Annotated in this window: 17 protein-coding genes and 2 pseudogenes; 13 read left to right on the plus strand and 6 right to left on the minus strand. The window is 61.6% G+C overall.

Features of this window, described 5'->3' with window-relative positions; translation table 11 throughout:
* Positions 1-7 precede the first annotated feature (7 nt).
* Positions 8-2152 carry an ATP-dependent DNA helicase DinG gene (dinG, locus tag AB4N33_RS15645; protein WP_476457701.1) on the minus strand — a complete coding sequence of 715 codons (2145 nt, stop codon included), beginning with the start codon at positions 2150-2152 and terminating at the stop codon, positions 8-10.
* Positions 2153-2518: 366 nt separating this feature from the next.
* Between dinG and AB4N33_RS15650 the strand changes: the two genes are divergently transcribed.
* Positions 2519-2983, plus strand: coding sequence for a CopD family protein (locus AB4N33_RS15650; RefSeq protein ID WP_476457702.1), 465 nt, complete (start codon positions 2519-2521; stop codon positions 2981-2983).
* Between the two features lie 288 nt (positions 2984-3271).
* Here the strand turns inward: AB4N33_RS15650 and AB4N33_RS15655 are convergent, their stop codons facing one another.
* The 4 genes from AB4N33_RS15655 to AB4N33_RS15670 all read right to left on the minus strand — a co-directional run bounded on the left by AB4N33_RS15655 (position 3272) and on the right by AB4N33_RS15670 (position 5953).
* Positions 3272-4030: a collagen-like protein gene (locus tag AB4N33_RS15655; RefSeq protein ID WP_460117405.1), complete on the minus strand. Its 759-nt coding sequence runs from the start codon at positions 4028-4030 to the stop codon at positions 3272-3274.
* Complete coding sequence (locus AB4N33_RS15660; protein WP_460117406.1) at positions 4023-4301, minus strand: DUF1145 domain-containing protein; 279 nt, start codon at positions 4299-4301, stop codon at positions 4023-4025. Before AB4N33_RS15660 ends, AB4N33_RS15655 begins: the two co-directional genes overlap by 8 nt.
* A gap of 147 nt (positions 4302-4448) precedes the next feature.
* The gene (locus AB4N33_RS15665) at positions 4449-5168 is read right to left on the minus strand and encodes a PA1041 family peptidoglycan-binding anchor lipoprotein (RefSeq protein ID WP_476457703.1); all 720 of its coding nucleotides are present in this window, start codon (positions 5166-5168) and stop codon (positions 4449-4451) included.
* Between the two features lie 89 nt (positions 5169-5257).
* A complete protein-coding gene (locus AB4N33_RS15670; RefSeq protein WP_460117408.1) occupies positions 5258-5953 on the minus strand; it encodes a PA1041 family peptidoglycan-binding anchor lipoprotein in 696 nt (231 codons plus the stop codon).
* Positions 5954-6142: 189 nt separating this feature from the next.
* Here AB4N33_RS15670 and AB4N33_RS15675 point away from each other — a divergent pair, with 189 nt between their 5' ends.
* The 4 genes from AB4N33_RS15675 to AB4N33_RS15690 are packed head-to-tail and all read left to right on the plus strand — an operon-like array spanning position 6143 to position 7868.
* Complete coding sequence (locus AB4N33_RS15675; protein ID WP_460117409.1) at positions 6143-6640, plus strand: DUF6231 family protein; 498 nt, start codon at positions 6143-6145, stop codon at positions 6638-6640.
* Positions 6641-6644: 4 nt separating this feature from the next.
* Positions 6645-7121, plus strand: coding sequence for a YchJ family protein (locus AB4N33_RS15680; protein ID WP_476457704.1), 477 nt, complete (start codon positions 6645-6647; stop codon positions 7119-7121).
* A gap of 46 nt (positions 7122-7167) precedes the next feature.
* Positions 7168-7662 carry an LEA/WHy family protein gene (locus tag AB4N33_RS15685; RefSeq protein WP_460117411.1) on the plus strand — a complete coding sequence of 165 codons (495 nt, stop codon included), beginning with the start codon at positions 7168-7170 and terminating at the stop codon, positions 7660-7662.
* Positions 7659-7868, plus strand: a complete 210-nt coding sequence (locus AB4N33_RS15690; RefSeq protein ID WP_476457705.1) for an SEC-C metal-binding domain-containing protein — start codon at positions 7659-7661, stop codon at positions 7866-7868. Before AB4N33_RS15685 ends, AB4N33_RS15690 begins: the two co-directional genes overlap by 4 nt.
* A 184-nt stretch (positions 7869-8052) precedes the next feature.
* Here AB4N33_RS15690 and AB4N33_RS15695 read toward each other — a convergent pair whose 3' ends face one another.
* Positions 8053-8610: a cysteine hydrolase family protein gene (locus tag AB4N33_RS15695; protein WP_476458830.1), complete on the minus strand. Its 558-nt coding sequence runs from the start codon at positions 8608-8610 to the stop codon at positions 8053-8055.
* Between the two features lie 170 nt (positions 8611-8780).
* Between AB4N33_RS15695 and AB4N33_RS15700 the strand changes: the two are divergent.
* The 8 genes and pseudogenes from AB4N33_RS15700 (at position 8781) to AB4N33_RS15735 (ending at position 18518) form a co-directional block, all read left to right on the plus strand.
* Positions 8781-11230, plus strand: a pseudogene (locus tag AB4N33_RS15700) (penicillin acylase family protein).
* Between the two features lie 193 nt (positions 11231-11423).
* Positions 11424-12445: pseudogene (locus tag AB4N33_RS15705) on the plus strand (ligase-associated DNA damage response exonuclease).
* The gene (locus tag AB4N33_RS15710; protein ID WP_476457706.1) at positions 12442-14130 is read left to right on the plus strand and encodes an ATP-dependent DNA ligase; all 1689 of its coding nucleotides are present in this window, start codon (positions 12442-12444) and stop codon (positions 14128-14130) included. Before AB4N33_RS15705 ends, AB4N33_RS15710 begins: the two are co-directional and overlap by 4 nt.
* Before the next feature lie 207 nt (positions 14131-14337).
* Entirely contained in the window at positions 14338-15120 is a 783-nt protein-coding gene (locus AB4N33_RS15715) for a transporter substrate-binding domain-containing protein (protein WP_460117420.1), read from the plus strand.
* A 56-nt stretch (positions 15121-15176) separates the two neighbouring features.
* A complete protein-coding gene (locus AB4N33_RS15720) occupies positions 15177-15905 on the plus strand; it encodes an ABC transporter permease (RefSeq protein ID WP_460117422.1) in 729 nt (242 codons plus the stop codon).
* A complete protein-coding gene (locus tag AB4N33_RS15725; RefSeq protein WP_460117424.1) occupies positions 15902-16612 on the plus strand; it encodes an ABC transporter permease in 711 nt (236 codons plus the stop codon). Before AB4N33_RS15720 ends, AB4N33_RS15725 begins: the two co-directional genes overlap by 4 nt.
* 9 nt (positions 16613-16621) lie before the next feature.
* On the plus strand, positions 16622-17740 hold the full coding sequence (locus AB4N33_RS15730; RefSeq protein ID WP_476457707.1) for a succinylglutamate desuccinylase/aspartoacylase family protein: 1119 nt from the start codon (positions 16622-16624) through the stop codon (positions 17738-17740).
* Between the two features lie 13 nt (positions 17741-17753).
* Complete coding sequence (locus tag AB4N33_RS15735) at positions 17754-18518, plus strand: ABC transporter ATP-binding protein (RefSeq protein ID WP_368557388.1); 765 nt, start codon at positions 17754-17756, stop codon at positions 18516-18518.
* Positions 18519-18643 lie beyond the last annotated feature (125 nt).

Below are 18643 nucleotides of genomic sequence, written 5' to 3' on the forward strand. Positions count from 1 at the left end.
CGGGTCTTCAGGAAATTTCACGACGGAAAGGCGGCAATGCATTGAGGATGGCTTTGCCATAGCGTTGGGTGACCAGGCGCCGGTCGAGCAAGGTAATAGTGCCGCGGTCTTCTTCCGTGCGAAGCAGGCGGCCGCAGGCCTGGACCAGCTTCAGCGAGGCGTCGGGCACGGATATTTCCATGAACGGATTGCCGCCCCGCGCTTCGATCCATTCGGACAACGCCGCTTCGACCGGGTCATCGGGCACCGAAAACGGGATTTTGGCGATGATCACGTGCTCGCAGTAGGCGCCAGGCAGATCGACACCTTCGGCGAAACTCGCCAAACCGAACAGCACACTGGAATCGCCACCATCGACCCGCGCCTTGTGCTTGTTCAGGGTTTCCTGTTTGGACAGGTTGCCTTGAATGAACACTTGCTTGCGCCAGTCACGGTCAAGGCCATCGAACACGTCCTGCATCTGTTTACGCGAGGAAAACAGCACCAGCGTACCGCGTGAACCTTCCACCAACTCCGGCAGGTCGCGAATGATCGCTGCGGTGTGCGCCGCCGCATCACGGGGGTCGGCGTTGAGGTTCGGTACTCGCAGCACGCCGGCGTCGGCATGGTGGAAAGGGCTTGGGACCACTGCCGTCACGGCTTTCTTTGGCAGGCCAGCGCGCATGCGGAAGCGGTCGAAGGTGCCGAGTGCCGTCAGGGTTGCCGAGGTCACCAGCGCGCCATAGGCCACGTTCCACAGGTTGCGCCGCAGCATCTCCGCCGCGAGGATCGGGCTGGCGTTGACCTCGATGTCAAACAGCGAACCGCTTTCGGCCAGGGTCAGCCAGCGCGCCATTGGCGGGTTGTCTTCCGGGTCTTCGACGGTGAACGCGGTCCACAACTCCCAGTTGCCCGAGGAACGGGACAACAGGCTGCCGAACAACGGATACCACTCTTCGGCCTGATTACTGGCGATGCCAATGTTGACCTCGCCGTCCATGCCTTCCTTGAGCAGATCGGTAAGCCGGGTGAACAGGTCGGTCAAACGGGCAAAGCCCTTTTTCAATTCGATGCCCATCTCGCGCATGTGCTCGGGGATCACCCCACCGGTGAAGCGATGACGCGGTCGCTCTCGGCCCTCGACGTCTTCGCCGGGCTTGAAATCGGCAACTTGTTCGCACGCGGTAAACATGAATTGTTGTTGGGTCTTGATGTCCCGGGCCAGCTCCGGCACCTGTTCGATCAACTTGCCCAAGTCGCCGGGCAACGGGTGTTGCGCCAGCAGCTTGGTGAGGTTCTTGGCGGTGGTCTCCAGCCAGTCGGCCGTGGAGCGCAGGCGCGTGTAGTGGGCGAAGTGGCCGATGGCCTTGTCGGGCAGGTGGTGACCTTCGTCGAACACGTAGAGGGTGTCGCGCGGATCGGGCAATACCGCGCCGCCGCCCAGGGCCAGGTCGGCCAGGACCATGTCGTGGTTGGTGACGATCACGTCGACCTTGCCCATGCCTTCGCGGGCCTTGTAGAAGGCACACTGGCCAAAATTCGGGCAATGGCGATTGGTGCACTGGCTGTGATCGGTGGTCAGGCGCGCCCAATCGGCATCTTCCAGGGCGTTGGGCCAACTGTCGCGATCGCCGTCCCATTTATTGCCCGCGAGCTTCTCGATCATGCTGGTAAACAGCTTTTGACTGGCCTCATCCACCTCGATCTTGAAGCCTTCTTCCTCGAACAGCTGCGCCGTGGCGGTTTGCGCATGGCCTTCCTGGAGCAACATGTCGAGCTTGGACAGGCACATGTAGCGGCCACGGCCCTTGGCCAGCGAAAAGCTGAAGTTCAGCCCACTGTTGCGCATCAGGTCTGGCAGGTCCTTGTAGACGATCTGCTCCTGCAGGGCGACGGTCGCGGTGGCGATCACCAGGCGTTTACCGGCGGCCTTGGCGGTCGGGATCGCGGCCAGGCTGTAAGCCACGGTCTTACCGGTACCGGTGCCGGCTTCCACCGCGACAACCGCGGGCTCGCCACTGCGCCGGCCTTCATCGTCGGTGTCGATATCACCGAGCACCTTGGCGACTTCGGCGATCATCAGGCGCTGGCCGTAGCGCGGCTTGAGGCTCTTGGCTTCGAGAAAACGCGAATAGGCGCCCTGGATCGTGGTTTTGAGTTCAGTGCTGATCATGAATTGTCGGGCGCTAAAAACGCTGGATAAATTTTCAGTGGTTTTGGGGGCGTTCTCCACTGATTTCCCCGCCGCGTTGTCGCCTTAAAACGGGCCAGGCAAGGCGCAGGCCGCGGGGAATGGTTGCTCCCTTTCCAAGGCCTGCAACGCAGCCTGGCCCTTTTTAAGGCACAACCCGAAGGGCCGGGTCTGCTGTTGCGCAGGGCTGCGTTGCTCGAAGCTTATTTGGAATGACCAAACCACGCTTCTCGCGCCTTGCCCTGCACAACAGCAGACCCGGCGCGACGGGGAAATTAGTGGAGAACGCCCCCAAATCGGTCGCTATCATACCCCGCTAATCAATCCCGCGCAGAACGGAGTACCCGAATGACACCTTTTAGCCTTGTCTACACCCTGCATGTCGTGTCCGCCCTGGTCTGGGTCGGCGGCATGTTCTTCGCCTGGATGGTCCTGCGCCCCGCCGCCGTGAAGGCCCTGGAAGGCCCTGCCCGACTGAAGCTGTGGGTAGAAGTGTTTCAAGGTTTTTTCCGCTGGGTCTGGGTCGCGGTCGTGCTGCTGCCGATCAGCGGCGTGGGCATGATCCATCTGCAATACAGCGGTTTCGAGGCAGCGCCGCGTTATGTGCAGATCATGATGGGGCTGTATCTGGTGATGACCGCGTTGTTCATCCGCATACAGGCGTTGATGTTGCCAGAGCTGCGTACGGCAGTGACGGCGCAGGATTGGCCGGCAGGCGCGGCGGTGCTGGGGAGGATTCGCCGGCTGGTGGGGATCAATTTGATTATCGGATTGGTGCTGGTGGCGATTGCCGCGGCCAGACCGACCTTCTAATACCGCCCCCCTGTAGGAGCGAGCTTGCTCGCGATGGTGGCCGGGGCACCGCGGGGTGTAAGGTGGCCAGCGTCATCGTTGACGACCATCGCGAGTAAACTCGCTCCTACAGGGGATCGCGTCGATTTTGATTTCTGTAGGAGCGGACTTGTCCGCGATGGTGGTCGGGGCACCGCGGGGTGTCAGGTGGCCAGCGTCATCGTTGACGACCATCGCGACGGTTCGACGCCTCGACAAGCCCGCTCCCACAGATCCAGCCTTCCCAGACAGGTACAGCAACCCCGCGGATTACAACCGCTGCACCGTCACCGAACCCGCAGCGCCCGCCACGCCAGGCTGTCCATCCACCCCTGGTTTGCCGTTCTTCCCACCATCGGTCTTGTAGATCAGGCAGCCCTTGGCCTTGCCACCCGCCCCCGGCTTGCCGCCAGCCCCGGCCAAGCCGCCGGCACCGCCGTCGACCTGAACCTTGATCCGCTCGGCCGGGTAATCCTGCGGCAGGGCCAGGCGAACGAGTGCACCCGGCGCGCCCGGTTGCCCGTCACTGCCGTTGCTGCCATCGGACCCGCGACCCGCCTGCCCCCAGGTGCAGCCCGGAGCCTGGCCATTGGCGCCATCGAGCCCGACAAACCCCGGAGCCCCGGTACCGCCACGGGCATCAACCGACAGCAGCGGCGCGTCCAGCGTCTTGATCTGCAGATTCAGATTACGCCCTGCCCGGGCCGCCTTCTGATAAGTACCCGGAGCGCCACGTGCAGTGATCTGACTGCCCTCGGACAGCTGCGCGCGATTGACCTTCAATTCAAGGGCGTTTTCGCCGGGCACAATGGCAATCCGCGCCTCACGCCCCAGATGCAGTTCATCCACACTGACTTCGGTGACATTGGAAGGCACCAGCAAAGTACCGTAATCGGCCACCTCCAGGCGCTCCAGCTTCAACGTGCTGGTGGCGTTGGGCAGGCGCATCAGGGAGTTGGTTTCGACGCTGACCACCTGGGCACAGGCGAACGGGCTGATAAGTGCGGCAAGCAGACAGAGTTTACGCATGGGAAGCCTTAGTTTCGGCGGGCGCCGGAATGGTTTGCAGGTGAAAAACACCAAAAAAGAGGATCTTCAGTCGATCGCGCCAGGGGTGGGTACGACCGCGAAGGCTGCGAAAACAGAATACCGCCTCGAGAAGATGAAGGGCCGCCAGCAAGCCGCCGGCCAGATTGACCAGTACGTGCAACGGATAGACAAAGGGGGTCAACACATTGACCAGCACCACCGCCCAGAACAGCAGGGTCAACAGCTTCCCCAGCCCCCAGAACACCTTCATACGCTCCTCCGGTGAGAATTATTCTTTTGCGCACAGTAACGGCTTCCACGCGGGATAAGCCAGAGGGCAATGGAAAATACTTCATGAAGATTGCACGATGGCCGTCGAATCGCCTGTAGGAACGATCCGACGGCTCTAGCGCGGGCCTCAGCGATTGAGGTGCAATTCCACCCGGCGATTTTTCGCCCGGCCCTCGTCCGTTTCGTTATCGGCGACCGGTTCGCTCTCGCCGCGACCTTCGCTGGTGATTTTCTCCGGCGCGATGTGCATGCCCAAAAGGTAAGCCGCCACGCTGCTGGCCCGGCGTTCGGACAGCGCCTGGTTGTAGGCGTCAGAACCCTTGCTGTCGGTGTGCCCGATGATCTTGATGGTCTTCACGTCAGGGCTTTGCAACCTGGGCATCACTTGATCGAGTTGATCCTGGGCCGCCGGCGTGAGGTCGGCCTTGTCGAAGGCGAACAACACGGCACCGGCATCGCTCAGGGTGATGACTTCCACAGGAGCAGGCTCGGCCGGTTTCTGGCTGGCAGGGTATTGCGGCAACGGGCAGCCGCGATGATCGACTGGGGTGTTGGACAGTGTGTCAGGGCAACGATCGCGCCGATCGAATACGCCGTCTCCGTCTTCGTCACCGTCCTGGGCGTAGCAGATAAGGCCGCCGCTCAAGATGCCGAGCGCCGCACCACCGGCCGCCCACCCACCACTTTCAATGGCGCCCAAGCCGCCACCCACCAGCCCGCCGATGAGGCTACAGATCGGCCAAGTGCGTTGGTTGAGGGGGGCAGTGCCATCGCTGTGAGTGGCGCAACCGGTCAGCAGGCTGCCAAGCAGCATGACCGGCAAGACGGTCCGAATGAGTACGCTCATATGGAAAGCTCCTGTGTTACCGGCCGATGCCGGCTACACAGGAGTAAAGACCCGCATCCGCGACTGCACAAGCCGCGGATGCGAGGGGTTCAGCGGTTGATTTTGATTTCCGTGCGACGGTTCTGTGCACGGCCGTCAGCGGTTTTGTTGTCGGCTACCGGCTGGCTCTCACCCGCACCGGTCACAGACACGAAACTGCTGCGTGGCACACCACTTTCGACGAGGTACTCCACCACCGAATGGGCGCGGCGATCCGACAGTTTCTGGTTGTAGGCATCGCTGCCGACGCTGTCGGTGTGACCGGTCACGGTCAATTGAGCGCTGCTGTTTTCCTGTTTCAGGCGAGTGGCGACCTTATCCAGGACTTGTTTGTCAGCACCCGTGAGGGTGGCTTTGTCGAACTGGAAGTGAACATCACGGATGACAATGGTTTCTTCCTTGACCACAACCACTTCTTCAACCACTGGCGCAGGCACAGGTGGTGGGCAGCCATCGGCATCGACTTTCACGCCTCGAGGCGTACCCGGGCACTTGTCACGGCTGTCCGGCACGCCATCACCGTCCTCGTCGCCATCACCATGTACCCAGCAATAAGCTGCGGCCGTACCGCCAACCAGCAGGGCACCGTAGCCGGCCCAGGCCGAGCTCTCCGTCGCGCCCAGCCCCGCGCCCACGACACCGCCGACAGCCGCACAGGTCGGCCAGTCGGTTTTCTGCAAACCTGCGCAACCAGTCAACACACTGGTTAGCAGAACCAAGGGTAGTGCTGTCCGAACTATGCTCATCTAGTTTTCTCCTGAAGGATCGGCTTAGAACCGATTCAGGGAGTAAAGACCCGAGTTTTAATCTCCGCCAGCAATAGGCCATTGCAGTTTTGTCCCGTATTCACGGCAGGTCGTCCCATGTGGCGTCTGGCCGCTCTATATCTGGGCCTTTGGGCGCGCTAGTCTTGGCATTCTGATTGAGGATCTTTGATGACTGCAGCAATCTCTTCGCGCACGCCGCAGCAGGCGCTGGCCGCTTTGCTTGATCGTTATGCCCCGCTGCGCCTGTTGGTGATCGGCGCCAGCGAGTTCCCGGCGCTTGAGGCCTTCCGGCTCGCGCACCCGGATACCTGCATTGCCCACGCCGCGCCCGGACCGTTGCCGGCCGAACTGGCAGCACGTCGTTTCGACCTCGCGCTGGTGGTCGATTGCCTCGAACATTTACCCAAGCGCGACGGTCTGAATCTGCTCGGGGGGATTCGCAACCTCAATGCCAGTCGCCTGGCGGTGATCGCCGATGTGTCCGCCAGCGGCTGGCAGGACACCGACTTTTTCTCCCTGGCCCTGCAAGCCAGCGAACGCTTCCAGCGCGACGAACAGGTGCTGACCTTGTTCACCTACGATCTGCTTGATTACAAACAAGTCCCCGACTGGCTCAACTCTCGCTTCTGGGCCAATCCGGAAAACTTCGGGAAATACTGGTGGTAACGCAATGAGTACATCCATTTGCCCTTGTGGCAGCGGCACACTCCTCGACGCCTGCTGCGGCCATTTCCACGCCGGCCACCCGGCCCCCTGCGCCGAAGCCTTGATGCGTTCGCGCTACAGCGCCTACGTATTGGGCCTGGTCGATTACCTGGTGGCGACCACTCTGCCCGCACAACAGTCGGGACTGGACCGACAATCGATCAGTGACTGGAGCGCGCAAAGCACCTGGCTGGGTCTTGAGGTCGAAAGCTCCGAGGTGTTCGGTGGTCAACCGGAACACGCTTTCGTGACGTTCACTGCACGCTGGCATGACGGCAGCGGTGAACACAGTCATCGCGAGCGTTCTTCATTCGTGCAAAACGCCGGGCGCTGGTACTTCATCGATCCCACCGTGACGCTCAAGGCGGGCCGCAACGATTCCTGTCCCTGCGCCAGCGGGCAGAAGTTCAAGAAATGCTGCGCAGGGTATTTTGCCAGTTGAGTGATCGGTGACGAACTAGACTGGGGCTCAAGGGAGACATGCCACCATGATCAGCCATCGGTTCGCACAGTTGTTGTTCACCTTGCCCCTGCTGCTTGGGCTTGGCGGCTGCGCGTCGTGGTTCGGCGACGACGCGCCGGACCCTGCGGTGCACCTGGTCAAGGTCGAAGTCGTCCAGGCCAGGCTGATGCAGCAACGCTTCGAGCTGTATTTTCGGGTGGACAACCCCGCGGACAATGACCTGACCGTCCGGGGTCTCGAATACCGCATACACTTGGGCAACATTTTGCTGGCGGAAGGCGAGCACGAGCACTGGTTTACCGTGGGACCCAAGCGCAGCGGATTTTTCAAGGTGCCGATTCGCACCAACCTGTGGCCCAAGGTGCGCGAACTGGTGAAACTGCTGGAAAAATCCGACCAGGCCATCCCCTATCGACTGGAAGGTGAGCTGGAAACCGGTTTATTCATCGCGCACTACGTGCACCTGGCGCGCAATGGCGTGATAATCCCCGCCGATTTAATTCCGGAGCACACCCGATGACCCAGCAACCCCACGTTCATGGCCCTGATTGCAACCACGATCACGATCACGACCATCACCATGATCACGACCATGGCCACGTCCACGGCCCGCACTGCAACCACGCTCCCCAGGAGCCTGCACGCAACGCCCTGAAAGATGTCGGTCGCAACGACCCTTGCCCTTGCGGCAATGGCAAGAAATTCAAGAAGTGCCACGGGGCTTGATGCTTCGGGCCGAGAATTGCTTCGCCGGTTAGACCGCTATCGCGGGCAAGTCGAATCGTCGCACCGCCGCTCCCACAGGGTTCGGTGTTAATCAAAGATTTTGTGTACACCATCAATCCCTATGGAAGCGGCGGTGCGACGATTCGACTTGCTCGCGAAGGCGGCCTGACAGCCACCACCACATTCAGACAGCAGCCAAAATCTGCGCAGTTCCCACCACCGTCGCATACTCCCCGTGCAAATTCCCCAACGACATCGCATGCACTTCCTCAGCGCTGCGTAGCTGGCCGAAGTAATCCGCCTTGTCGAAGGTAAAGCACGCATCGTGCGCCACCCACGCGTCAAACCCCAGGTTCCCGGCCGTTCGCGCAGTGGCCTCCACCGAGTTGTTCGTCGCCACACCGACGATGACCAATTGCTCGATCCCCGCCTCGCGTAAGCGAGCCTCCAGCCCGGTAGCACAAAAAGCATCCGGCACCTGCTTCTGGATCAGTTGCTCACCGGCCAGTGGCGCGAAGCGCTGCTGAAATTCCACCCCTGATTGCTGCGGCCAGAACACCGACTCCGGCGAACGCGACAAATGCTGCACATGAAACAGCGGCCGCCCGGTACGCCGCCAAGCCCCGATCAGTTCAAGCATGCGCTCTTCAGCCTGTGGATTGTTTCGCCGCCCCAGCCGTGGTTCCAGAATGCCTTTCTGCTGATCGATGATGATCAATGCTGCGTCAGCCTTGAGCTCCATGCCGATTTCCCCTGCAAGGTCTTGAATGTCCGGCACTTGAGCATCAACCCCCGCCACAGGCAAGCATTCGTCCGACAAATCTTGAAATAACCCGCTGCCCCGCTTGCGCGGTCACCTCGTGCTCACTAACGTAGCGCCTTTACTGACGCTACCCCCGCAGGAGCCTTGCCATGGCCTCGCCAGCCCTTACACATTTTCTTCCCCGGTTCGGCGTTGCCGCAGCAGTGGCCGGTGTCCTGAGCCTCAGCGGGTGTCAGACTTTCAATGCCCAGGACAGCCTGGTGCCCGCTGTTGGCGTGCAACCGCTCAAGGGCCTGGCGCAGAACGTTTCGGTGCGCCGCAATGCCATGGGCATGCCGCTGATCGAAAGCAACAGCTTCCACGATGCGCTGTTCGCCCTCGGCTACGTGCACGCCAGCGATCGCATCACGCAAATGGTCACCCTGCGCCTGCTGGCCCAGGGTCGTTTGGCGCAAATGTCCGGTGCCGATCTGCTCGACGCCGACCGCTACATGCGCGCCGTTAACCTGAAGAAAAGTGCCGATGAGCTGTACAAGGCCTCTTCGCCGCGGCTCAAGCGCTTCTTCGAGGTGTACGCCCGCGGGGTCAACGCCTACCTGTTCCGCTACCGCGACAAGCTACCGGCCGACCTCGCCGCCAGCGGCTACAAGCCCGAATACTGGAAACCTGAAGATTCGGCGCTGATCTTCTGTCTGCTCAACTTCAGCCAGTCGGCGAATTTGCCCGAGGAAATCGCCTCGCTGGTACTCGCCCAATCGCTGACTGCCGACAAACTGCCATGGCTCACGCCGTCCGCCCCTGACGAGAAACTGCCAGACGCCGAAGCGGAAAAACTCAAGGGCCTCAAGCTCAACGGGGCAATTGCTGGACTCGCCGAACTCGACAAAGCCACCGGCCAACTGTCCAGCCTGAATCTGCTGGGCGCCACCTCGTCCAACAACTGGGCAATCGCGCCGCAACGCAGCCGCAGTGGCAAAAGCCTGCTGGCCAGCGACAGCCACGGCCCGTTGGGCGTGCCATCGTTGTTCAGTTACGTGCAGATTCGCTCACCGAAGTACCAGGCTTCCGGCGTGACGATTGCCGGTTTGCCGATGGTACTGGGTGGTTTCAACGGCAAGGTGGCGTGGAGCACCGCGTCGGTCATGGGCGACAACCAGGACCTGTTCCTGGAAAAATCCGACGCCAGGGCAACAGCTTGACCTACGAAGCCGGCGGCAAATGGCAACCGGTGATTGTTCGCAACGAAACCTATTTCGTCAAAGGTCAGCGGCCAATCCGCGAAGCGGTGTATGAAACACGCCACGGCCCGCTGCTCAACAGTGCCCAGGGCACCGCGTTGGGCAACGGTTTCGGCCTGGCCTTGCAGACGCCGAGCTTTGCCGATGACAAATCCCTGGATGCATTTTTCGACCTGTCCCGCGCGCAGAATGTCGAGAGAGCGTCGGACGCCAGCCGGGAAATCCGGGCGATCACGCTCAACCTGGTGTTCGCCGACGCCAGCAACATCGGCTGGCAAGTGACCGGCCGCTACCCCAATCGCCGCGAAGGCGAAGGCCTGCTGCCCTCGCCGGGATGGGAAGGACGCTACGATTGGGACGGTTACGCCGATCCGATGTTGCACCCCTACGATCAGGACCCTGCCCAAGGCTGGCTCGGCACAGCCAACCAGCGCGTGATTCCTCACGGCTATGGCATGCAGTTGTCCAACTCCTGGGCGGCTCCGGAGCGTGGTGAGCGCCTGGCGGAACTGGCCGGCGTGGGCAAACACGACAGCCGCAGCGTGATCGCCATGCAATATGACCAGACCACCACCTTCGCCGCGAAACTCAAGCAGATGTTCAGCGCACCGGGCATGGCCCAGCCGCTGAAACAGGCGATCGAGGCCTTGCCGGAAGCGGATCGCGGCAAGGCTCGCGAAGCCTTGGGCCGGTTGATGGCGTTCGACGGCAAGCTCACACCGACCTCCGCCGATGCGGCGATTTACGAGCTGTTTCTGCAGGAGAGCGCCAAGCAGATATTCCTCGATGAGCTCGGCTCGCCAACCAGCCCTGCGTGGAAAGCCTTCATTGCCAATGGCAAGTTGTCTTACGCCGCCCAGGCCGACCACCTGCTCGGCCGCGAAGACAGCCCTTTCTGGGATGACACCCGCACACCACAGAAAGAAGACAAACCGGCCATTCTCGCCCGCAGTCTGGCGGCGGCCATCAGCGCCGGCGACAGCCAACTGGGCGGTGATCGCAGGGCCTGGCAGTGGGGCAAGTTGCACCGCTACGAATGGAAGAACGCCAGCGGCCAGACCGTGCGTGCCCCCGTCGCCGCCGGCGGCGACCACACCACGCTGAACATGGCGGCGTTCGCCTGGGGTGAAGACTTCAACACCACTCAGGCTCCGGCCATGCGCTTTATCGTCGACTTCGGCCAGGCCGAACCGCTGATGGGCCAGAACGGAACCGGCCAATCCGGCAACCCGGCCAGCCCGCACTACCTCGATAGCGTGGACCCGTGGCTCAAGGGCCAATACATGAGCCTGCCGATGCAACCGCAGAACTTCGACAAGGTGTACGGGACGAAGCGGCTGACGTTGACGCCTGGTAAGTGAGCTGTACCCCCCCTTCTGTGGGAGCGGGCTTGCCCGCGATAGCGATGTGTCAGCGACGAATATGTTGACTGACCTAACGCTATCGCGGGCAAGCCCGCTCCCACAGGTTCAGCACAGTCACCTGAAAATCCCGATAGAACTTCCCGCCCCACCCCCGCCTCTTAGCTAACAAGTCCTCCATCGTGGTCACTCCATGGACCTTGTCATCGCACGTCCCGAAGGTTTGTACTGCCCGGCCGGGGATTTCTACATCGACCCGTGGCGGCCGGTCGAGCGCTCGGTCATCACCCACGCCCACGGCGACCACGCTCGCAGCGGCAACCAGCACTACCTGGCCGCCGCGCCCGGCGAGGGCATCCTGCGTGCGCGACTGGGCCAGGACATCGACCTGCAAACCCTGGCCTATGGCGAACGGTTGCAACATCACGGCGTCACCTTGAGCTTCCATCCCGCTGGCCATGTGCTCGGCTCAGCACAGGTACGCCTGGAATACGGCGGTGAAGTCTGGGTGGCCTCCGGTGATTACAAGATCGAACCGGACGGCACCTGTGCTCCGTTCGAACCGGTACGCTGCCACACCTTCATTACCGAATCGACCTTCGGCTTGCCGATTTATCGCTGGCAACCCCAGGCAGAAGTTTTCGCCGAGATTAATCAGTGGTGGCAAGCCAATGCCGCCCAGGACAAGGCCAGCGTGCTGTTCTGCTACTCGTTCGGTAAAGCCCAGCGGATTCTCCACGGCATCGATGCCAGCCTCGGCCCGATCCTGGTGCATGGCGCCGTCGAGCCACTGAACCGTGTTTATCGCGAAGGCGGCATCCATATCCCGCCGACGATCTACGCCGGCGAAGTCCAGAAAAACGATCCGATGATGCGCAAGGCGTTGGTCCTCGCGCCGCCTTCGGCGGGGGTAGCACCTGGATGCGCCGTTTCGGCGACTACAGCGATGGTTTTGCCAGTGGCTGGATGCGCCTTCGCGGTACACGGCGCCGACGTGGCGTGGACCGCGGCTTTGTGCTGTCCGACCACGCCGACTGGCCCGGTCTGCTCTGGGCCATCGAGCAAACGGGCGCCGAGCGGGTCATGGTGACCCACGGATCGATTGGCGTGCTGGTCCGCCACCTGCGCGAGCAGGGGCTCGATGCGCAGGGCTTCAACACCGAATACGGTGACGATGAAGAAGAACAGTCAACCACCGCCGAGGCGCTGCCATGAAAGCGTTTGCCGAGCTGTACGCCGACCTCGACGCCACGACGTCGAGCAACGCCAAGCTTGCGGCAATGCAGCGCTATTTTGCGCACGCCGCGCCTGAAGACGCCGCCTGGGCGGTGTACTTCCTGTCGGGTGGCCGACCTCGGCAACTGGTGCCGGTGCGCGTCCTGCGCGAGCTGGCGGTCACCTACTCCGGCCTGTCGCCGTGGCTGTTCGAGGAGAGTTACCAAGCGGTGGGCGATCTGGCGGAGACCATCTCGCTGGTCCTGCCCGAGGCGCCCCATAGCTCCACCGATGGATTGGCGCTGTGGATCGAGGAAAAACTGCTGCCGCTGCGCGGTGAAACCCCTGAAACACTTGCCGAGCGCCTGCCCTCGCTCTGGGCACAATTGGATCGCCCGAGCCTGATGCTGTGCATCAAATTGATCACCGGCAGCTTTCGCGTGGGTGTCTCCAAGCTGCTGGTCACCCGCGCCCTGGCGGCGATGGCGCAGTTGGACAGCAAACGCGTGGCCCAGCGGCTGGTCGGCTACACCGACCTGTCCAACCGTCCGAGCGCAGCCAGTTACCTGAAGCTGATCGCCGCCGAATCCGTCGACGAACATGCCCAGCGCGGCGGCCAGCCCTACCCGTTTTTCCTGGCACACGCGCTGTCGCACCCCGTCGAACAGTTCGAAGCCCTGCTCGGCCCGGCCAGCCAGTGGCAGGTGGAATGGAAGTGGGACGGCATCCGCGCCCAGGTGGTCAAGCGCGAGGGGCGGTTGTGGGTCTGGTCGCGCGGTGAAGAGTTGGTGACCGAACGCTTTCCCGAATTCGACAGCCTGATCCATGGCTTGCCCGACGGCACGGTGATCGACGGAGAGATCGTGGCGTGGAAAAACACCCGGCCCGACACCGAGGACGCCTTCGATCCAGCGGCGCCGTCCGCACCCGCCGTGCAACCGTTCGCCCTGCTGCAGCAGCGCATCGGCCGCAAGACCCTGGGCAAAAAGATCCTCGACGAGGTGCCGGTGGTGGTTCTCGCCTACGACTTACTGGAATGGCAGGGCGAGGATTGGCGCAACCAACCTCAAGCCAAACGCCGCGCGCAACTGGAACAGGTCATCGTCCAGTGCAATAACCCGGTGCTGCTGCCTTCCCCCGTGCTGACCAGCGAAGACTGGTTCGACCTCGCCCGCCAACGTGAAGCCTCCCGCAGTCTCGGCGTCGAGGGCATGATGCTCAAGGCCCGCGACGCGCTGTATGGCGTTGGCCGGACCAAGGACATGGGCACCTGGTGGAAATGGAAGGTCGACCCGTTCAGCGTCGATGCGGTGCTGATCTACGCCCAACGCGGCCATGGTCGCCGCGCCAGCCTCTACAGCGATTACACCTTCGCCGTGTGGGACGGTCCGCCCGACGCCAGCGAACGCACCCTGGTGCCTTTTGCCAAGGCCTACTCGGGGCTGACCGACGCAGAAATGCGCCAGGTCGACAGCATCGTGCGCAAGACCACGATCGAGAAGTTCGGCCCTGTCAGCAGTGTCAAACCCAGCCTGGTGTTCGAGTTGGGCTTCGAAGGCATCGCCCTGTCCAAGCGCCACAAGAGCGGCATCGCCGTTCGCTTTCCCCGCATGCTGCGCTGGCGTCAGGACAAGACCATCGAAGAGGCTGACAATCTGGGGACGTTGCAGGATTTGTTGGCCTGACCGCCGACATCCCCACCCCCAAAACGGTGCACCCTATTCACGACGCCCATTTTCGTGCACTAATCCCATCCGGCAATTTCCTGAAAAGCCTTTTAAACGCTTGTTCGCCACTCTGGTTCGGAAATTGCTACTTTCATTAGGTCTTACGCTTCCAGTAACAATAATTCTGCGCCACAAGCGCTCATATTGGTTCTTAGGGATTGAATAATGAAAAAAGCATTGCTGACCCTGTCTGCACTGGCGTTGTGCGTAACGGCTGGCTCCGCGCTGGCCAAGGAATACAAGGAATTGCGTTTCGGTGTTGACCCTTCCTACGCGCCATTCGAGTCGAAAGCGGCTGACGGCAGCCTGGTAGGTTTCGATATCGACTTGGGTAACGCGATCTGCGCCGAGCTGAAGGTCAAGTGCAAGTGGGTCGAGAGCGATTTCGACGGCATGATTCCGGGCCTCAAGGCCAATAAATTCGACGGTGTGATCTCGTCGATGACCGTTACCCCTGCCCGCGAAAAAGTCATCGACTTCTCCAGCGAGCTGTTCTCCGGCCCAACCGCCTACGTGTTCAAGAAAGGCTCGGGCGTCACGGCAGACGTCGCCTCGCTCAAGGGCAAAACCGTCGGCTACGAGCAAGGCACCATCCAGGAAGCCTACGCCAAAGCCGTGCTGGACAAGGCCGGTGTGAAAACCCAGGCCTACCAGAACCAGGATCAGGTGTATGCCGACCTGACCTCCGGCCGTCTCGACGCCGGGATCCAGGACATGCTGCAAGCCGAACTGGGCTTCCTCAAGTCGCCGCAGGGTGCCGACTATGACGTCAGCGAGGCAGTCGACAACGAACTTCTGCCTTCCAAAACCGCTGTCGGCATTAAGAAAGGTAACACCGAGCTGAAAGCGCTTTTGGATAAAGGTATCAAAGCGTTACACGATGATGGCACCTACGCCACCATCCAGAAGAAACACTTTGGCGATCTGAATCTGTACAGCGGCAAATAATGCCAGGCGCCCATCTCGCGATGGGCGCTTTTTTCTTCCGATCAGGTTGCTGATTTATGTTCGAAAACCTCCTACAAAATCTGGGGCTCTCAGCCTTCAGCCTCAAGGGCTTCGGTCCATTGCTGATGGAAGGCACCTGGATGACCATCAAATTGTCAGCGATGTCGCTGCTGGTGGCCGTATTGCTCGGCCTGCTGGGCGCCAGTGCCAAGCTGTCAAAAGTCAAACTGCTGCGCTTGCCTGCCCAGTGCTACACCACCCTGATTCGCGGCGTACCGGACCTGGTCCTGATGCTGCTGATTTTCTACAGCCTGCAAACCTGGCTGACCTCGTTCACCGATTACATGGAATGGGAATACATCGAGATCAACCCGTTCAGCGCCGGGGTCCTGACCCTGGGTTTCATCTATGGCGCGTATTTCACCGAGACCTTTCGTGGCGCGATCCTCGCAGTGCCAAGGGGCCAGGTCGAAGCCGCCGTTGCCTACGGACTCAAGCGCGGCCAGCGGTTCTGGATCGTGGTGTTCCCGCAGATGATGCGCTACGCCCTGCCAGGTATCGGCAATAACTGGATGGTGATGCTCAAGGCCACCGCACTGGTCTCGATCATCGGCCTGGCCGATCTGGTCAAGGCCGCGCAGGACGCCGGTAAAAGCACCTATCAACTGTTCTATTTCCTGGTGCTCGCCGCCTTGATCTACCTGGTGATCACCAGTGCCTCCAACATGGTCCTGCGCTGGCTGGAACGCCGCTACGCCGCCGGTACTCGGGAGGCTGTACGATGATCGAACTCCTGCAGGAATACTGGAAACCCTTCCTATATAGCGACGGCCAGAACATCACCGGCCTCGCCATGACCTTGTGGCTGCTCAGCGCCTCGATTTTCATCGGTTTCATCGTCTCGATTCCGCTGTCCATCGCCCGTGTATCCAGCCACTTCTACATCCGCTGGCCGGTGCAGTTCTACACTTACCTGTTCCGAGGCACGCCGCTGTATATCCAGTTGCTGATCTGCTACACCGGCATCTACAGCCTGGCCGCCGTGCGCGAGCAGCCCTTGCTCGACAGCTTCTTTCGCGACGCGATGAACTGCACCATCCTCGCCTTTGCCCTGAACACCTGCGCCTACACCACGGAGATTTTCGCCGGGGCAATCCGCAGCATGAACCATGGCGAAGTCGAAGCGGCCAAGGCGTACGGCCTGACCGGTTGGAAGCTGTATGCCTACGTGATCATGCCGTCGGCCCTGCGCCGTTCGCTGCCGTATTACAGCAACGAAGTCATCCTGATGCTGCACTCGACCACCGTGGCGTTCACCGCAACCATCCCGGACATCCTCAAGGTCGCGCGGGACGCCAACTCGGCGACCTTCCTGACCTTCCAGTCGTTCGGCATCGCCGCGCTGATTTACCTGGCGATCACCTTTACGCTGGTCGGCCTGTTCCGCCTCGCCGAACGCCGATGGCTGGCCTTTCTCGGGCCGACCCACTAGGACACGCACATGCACCACCAGATCCATGACCTGCTGGCACCGCTGCCGGGCACCGCACGCCAGATCCACAGCTTTCACTTCGGCCCACAGGCGGCCAGCGGCAAAATCTACATCCAGGCGTCCCTGCACGCCGATGAAATGCCCGGCATGCTGGTCGCCTGGCACCTCAAGCAGCGCTTGGCGGAGCTTGAAGCCGCCGGCCGCCTGCGCAGCGAAATCGTGCTGGTGCCAGTGGCCAACCCGGTCGGCCTGGAACAAATCCTGATGGACGTACCGTTAGGCCGCTACGAGCTGGAGAGCGGGCAGAACTTCAACCGCTGGTTCGTTGATTTGAGCGAGGAAGTCGGCAATGAAATCGAGGACCAGCTCAGCGACGATCCCCAGCGCAACCTCGAACTGATCCGCGGCAGCCTGCGCAGTGCCCTGGACCGCCAAAGCGCCAGCACCCAATTGCAATCGCAACGACTGGTCCTGCAACGCCTGGCCTGCGACGCCGATATGGTGCTCGACCTGCATTGCGACTTCGAGGCGGTCGCGCATCTCTACACCACGCCGCAGGCCTGGCCGAAGGTCGAACCCCTGGCGCGCTATATCGGCTCGGAAGCCAGCCTGTTGGCCACCGACTCTGGCGGCCAGTCGTTCGACGAGTGCTTCACCCTGCTGTGGTGGCAATTGCAAGAGCGCTTCGGCGAGCGCTTCGAGATACCGATGGGCAGCTTCAGCGTGACCGTCGAGCTGCGCGGCCAGGGTGACGTCAATCACCCGCTGGCCAGTCTCGACTGCCAGGCGCTGCTCGATTACCTGATTCATTTCGGCGCCATTGCCGGCGAACCGCTGCCCCTGCCGGAGCTGCCGTACCCGGCCACGCCACTGGCGGCCGTGGAGCCCGTGGCAACACCGGCTGGCGGCTTACTGGTGTTCACGGCCATGCCGGGGGAATACCTGGAAGCCGGGCAACTGATCGCCGAGATCATCGACCCGATCACCGATCGCGTTATCCCTGTTCACTGCACCATCGCCGGGCTGATGTACGCCCGTTCACTGCGGCGCATGGCCACTGCCGGCATGGTGATCGCCCATGTCGCGGGCACCGAAGCCTACCGCAGCGGTTACCTACTTTCGCCTTGAGGATGCCTGCTCCATGTACAAACTGACCATTGAAGGCCTGCACAAAAGCTATGGCGATCATGAGGTGCTCAAGGGTGTGTCGCTCAAGGCCAACACCGGCGACGTCATCAGCCTGATCGGCGCCAGCGGTTCGGGCAAGAGTACCTTCCTGCGCTGCATCAACTTTCTCGAACAGCCCAACGACGGCGCCATGACCCTGGACGGCCAGAACATCCGCATGGTCAAGGACAGCCACGGCATGCACGTGGCGGACGCCGACGAACTGCAACGGATTCGCACCCGCCTGGCCATGGTGTTCCAGCACTTCAACCTGTGGAGCCACATGACCGTGCTGGAAAACATCACCATGGCCCCGCGCCGGGTGCTGGGTTGCAGCAAGCAGGAAGCCGAGGAACGTGCCCGCCGCTACCTCGACAAGGTTGGCCTGGCCGCACGGGTAGCGGACCAGTATCCAGCGTTCCTGTCTGGTGGCCAGCAGCAACGGGTGGCCATCGCGCGCGCACTGGCCATGGAGCCGGAAGTGATGCTATTCGACGAACCGACCTCGGCCCTCGACCCGGAGCTGGTCGGTGAAGTGCTGCGGGTGATCCAGGGCCTGGCCGAAGAAGGCCGCACCATGATCATGGTGACCCACGAAATGAGCTTCGCCCGCAAGGTGTCGAACCAGGTGCTGTTCCTGCACCAGGGACTGGTCGAGGAAGAAGGCGCGCCGGAAGAAGTGCTGGGCAATCCGAAGAGTGAACGGTTGAAGCAGTTTCTCAGCGGTAACCTAAAATAAACACACTCCCCCCTGTAGGAGCGAGCATGCTCGCGAAGGTTCGTCAACGATGACGTTGGCTGCCTGACACCCAACGGTGTCAATGACTCCATCGCGAGCATGCTCGCTCCTACAGAGGATCCTGT

This window comes from Pseudomonas sp. S1_E05 (genome assembly GCF_056337105.1).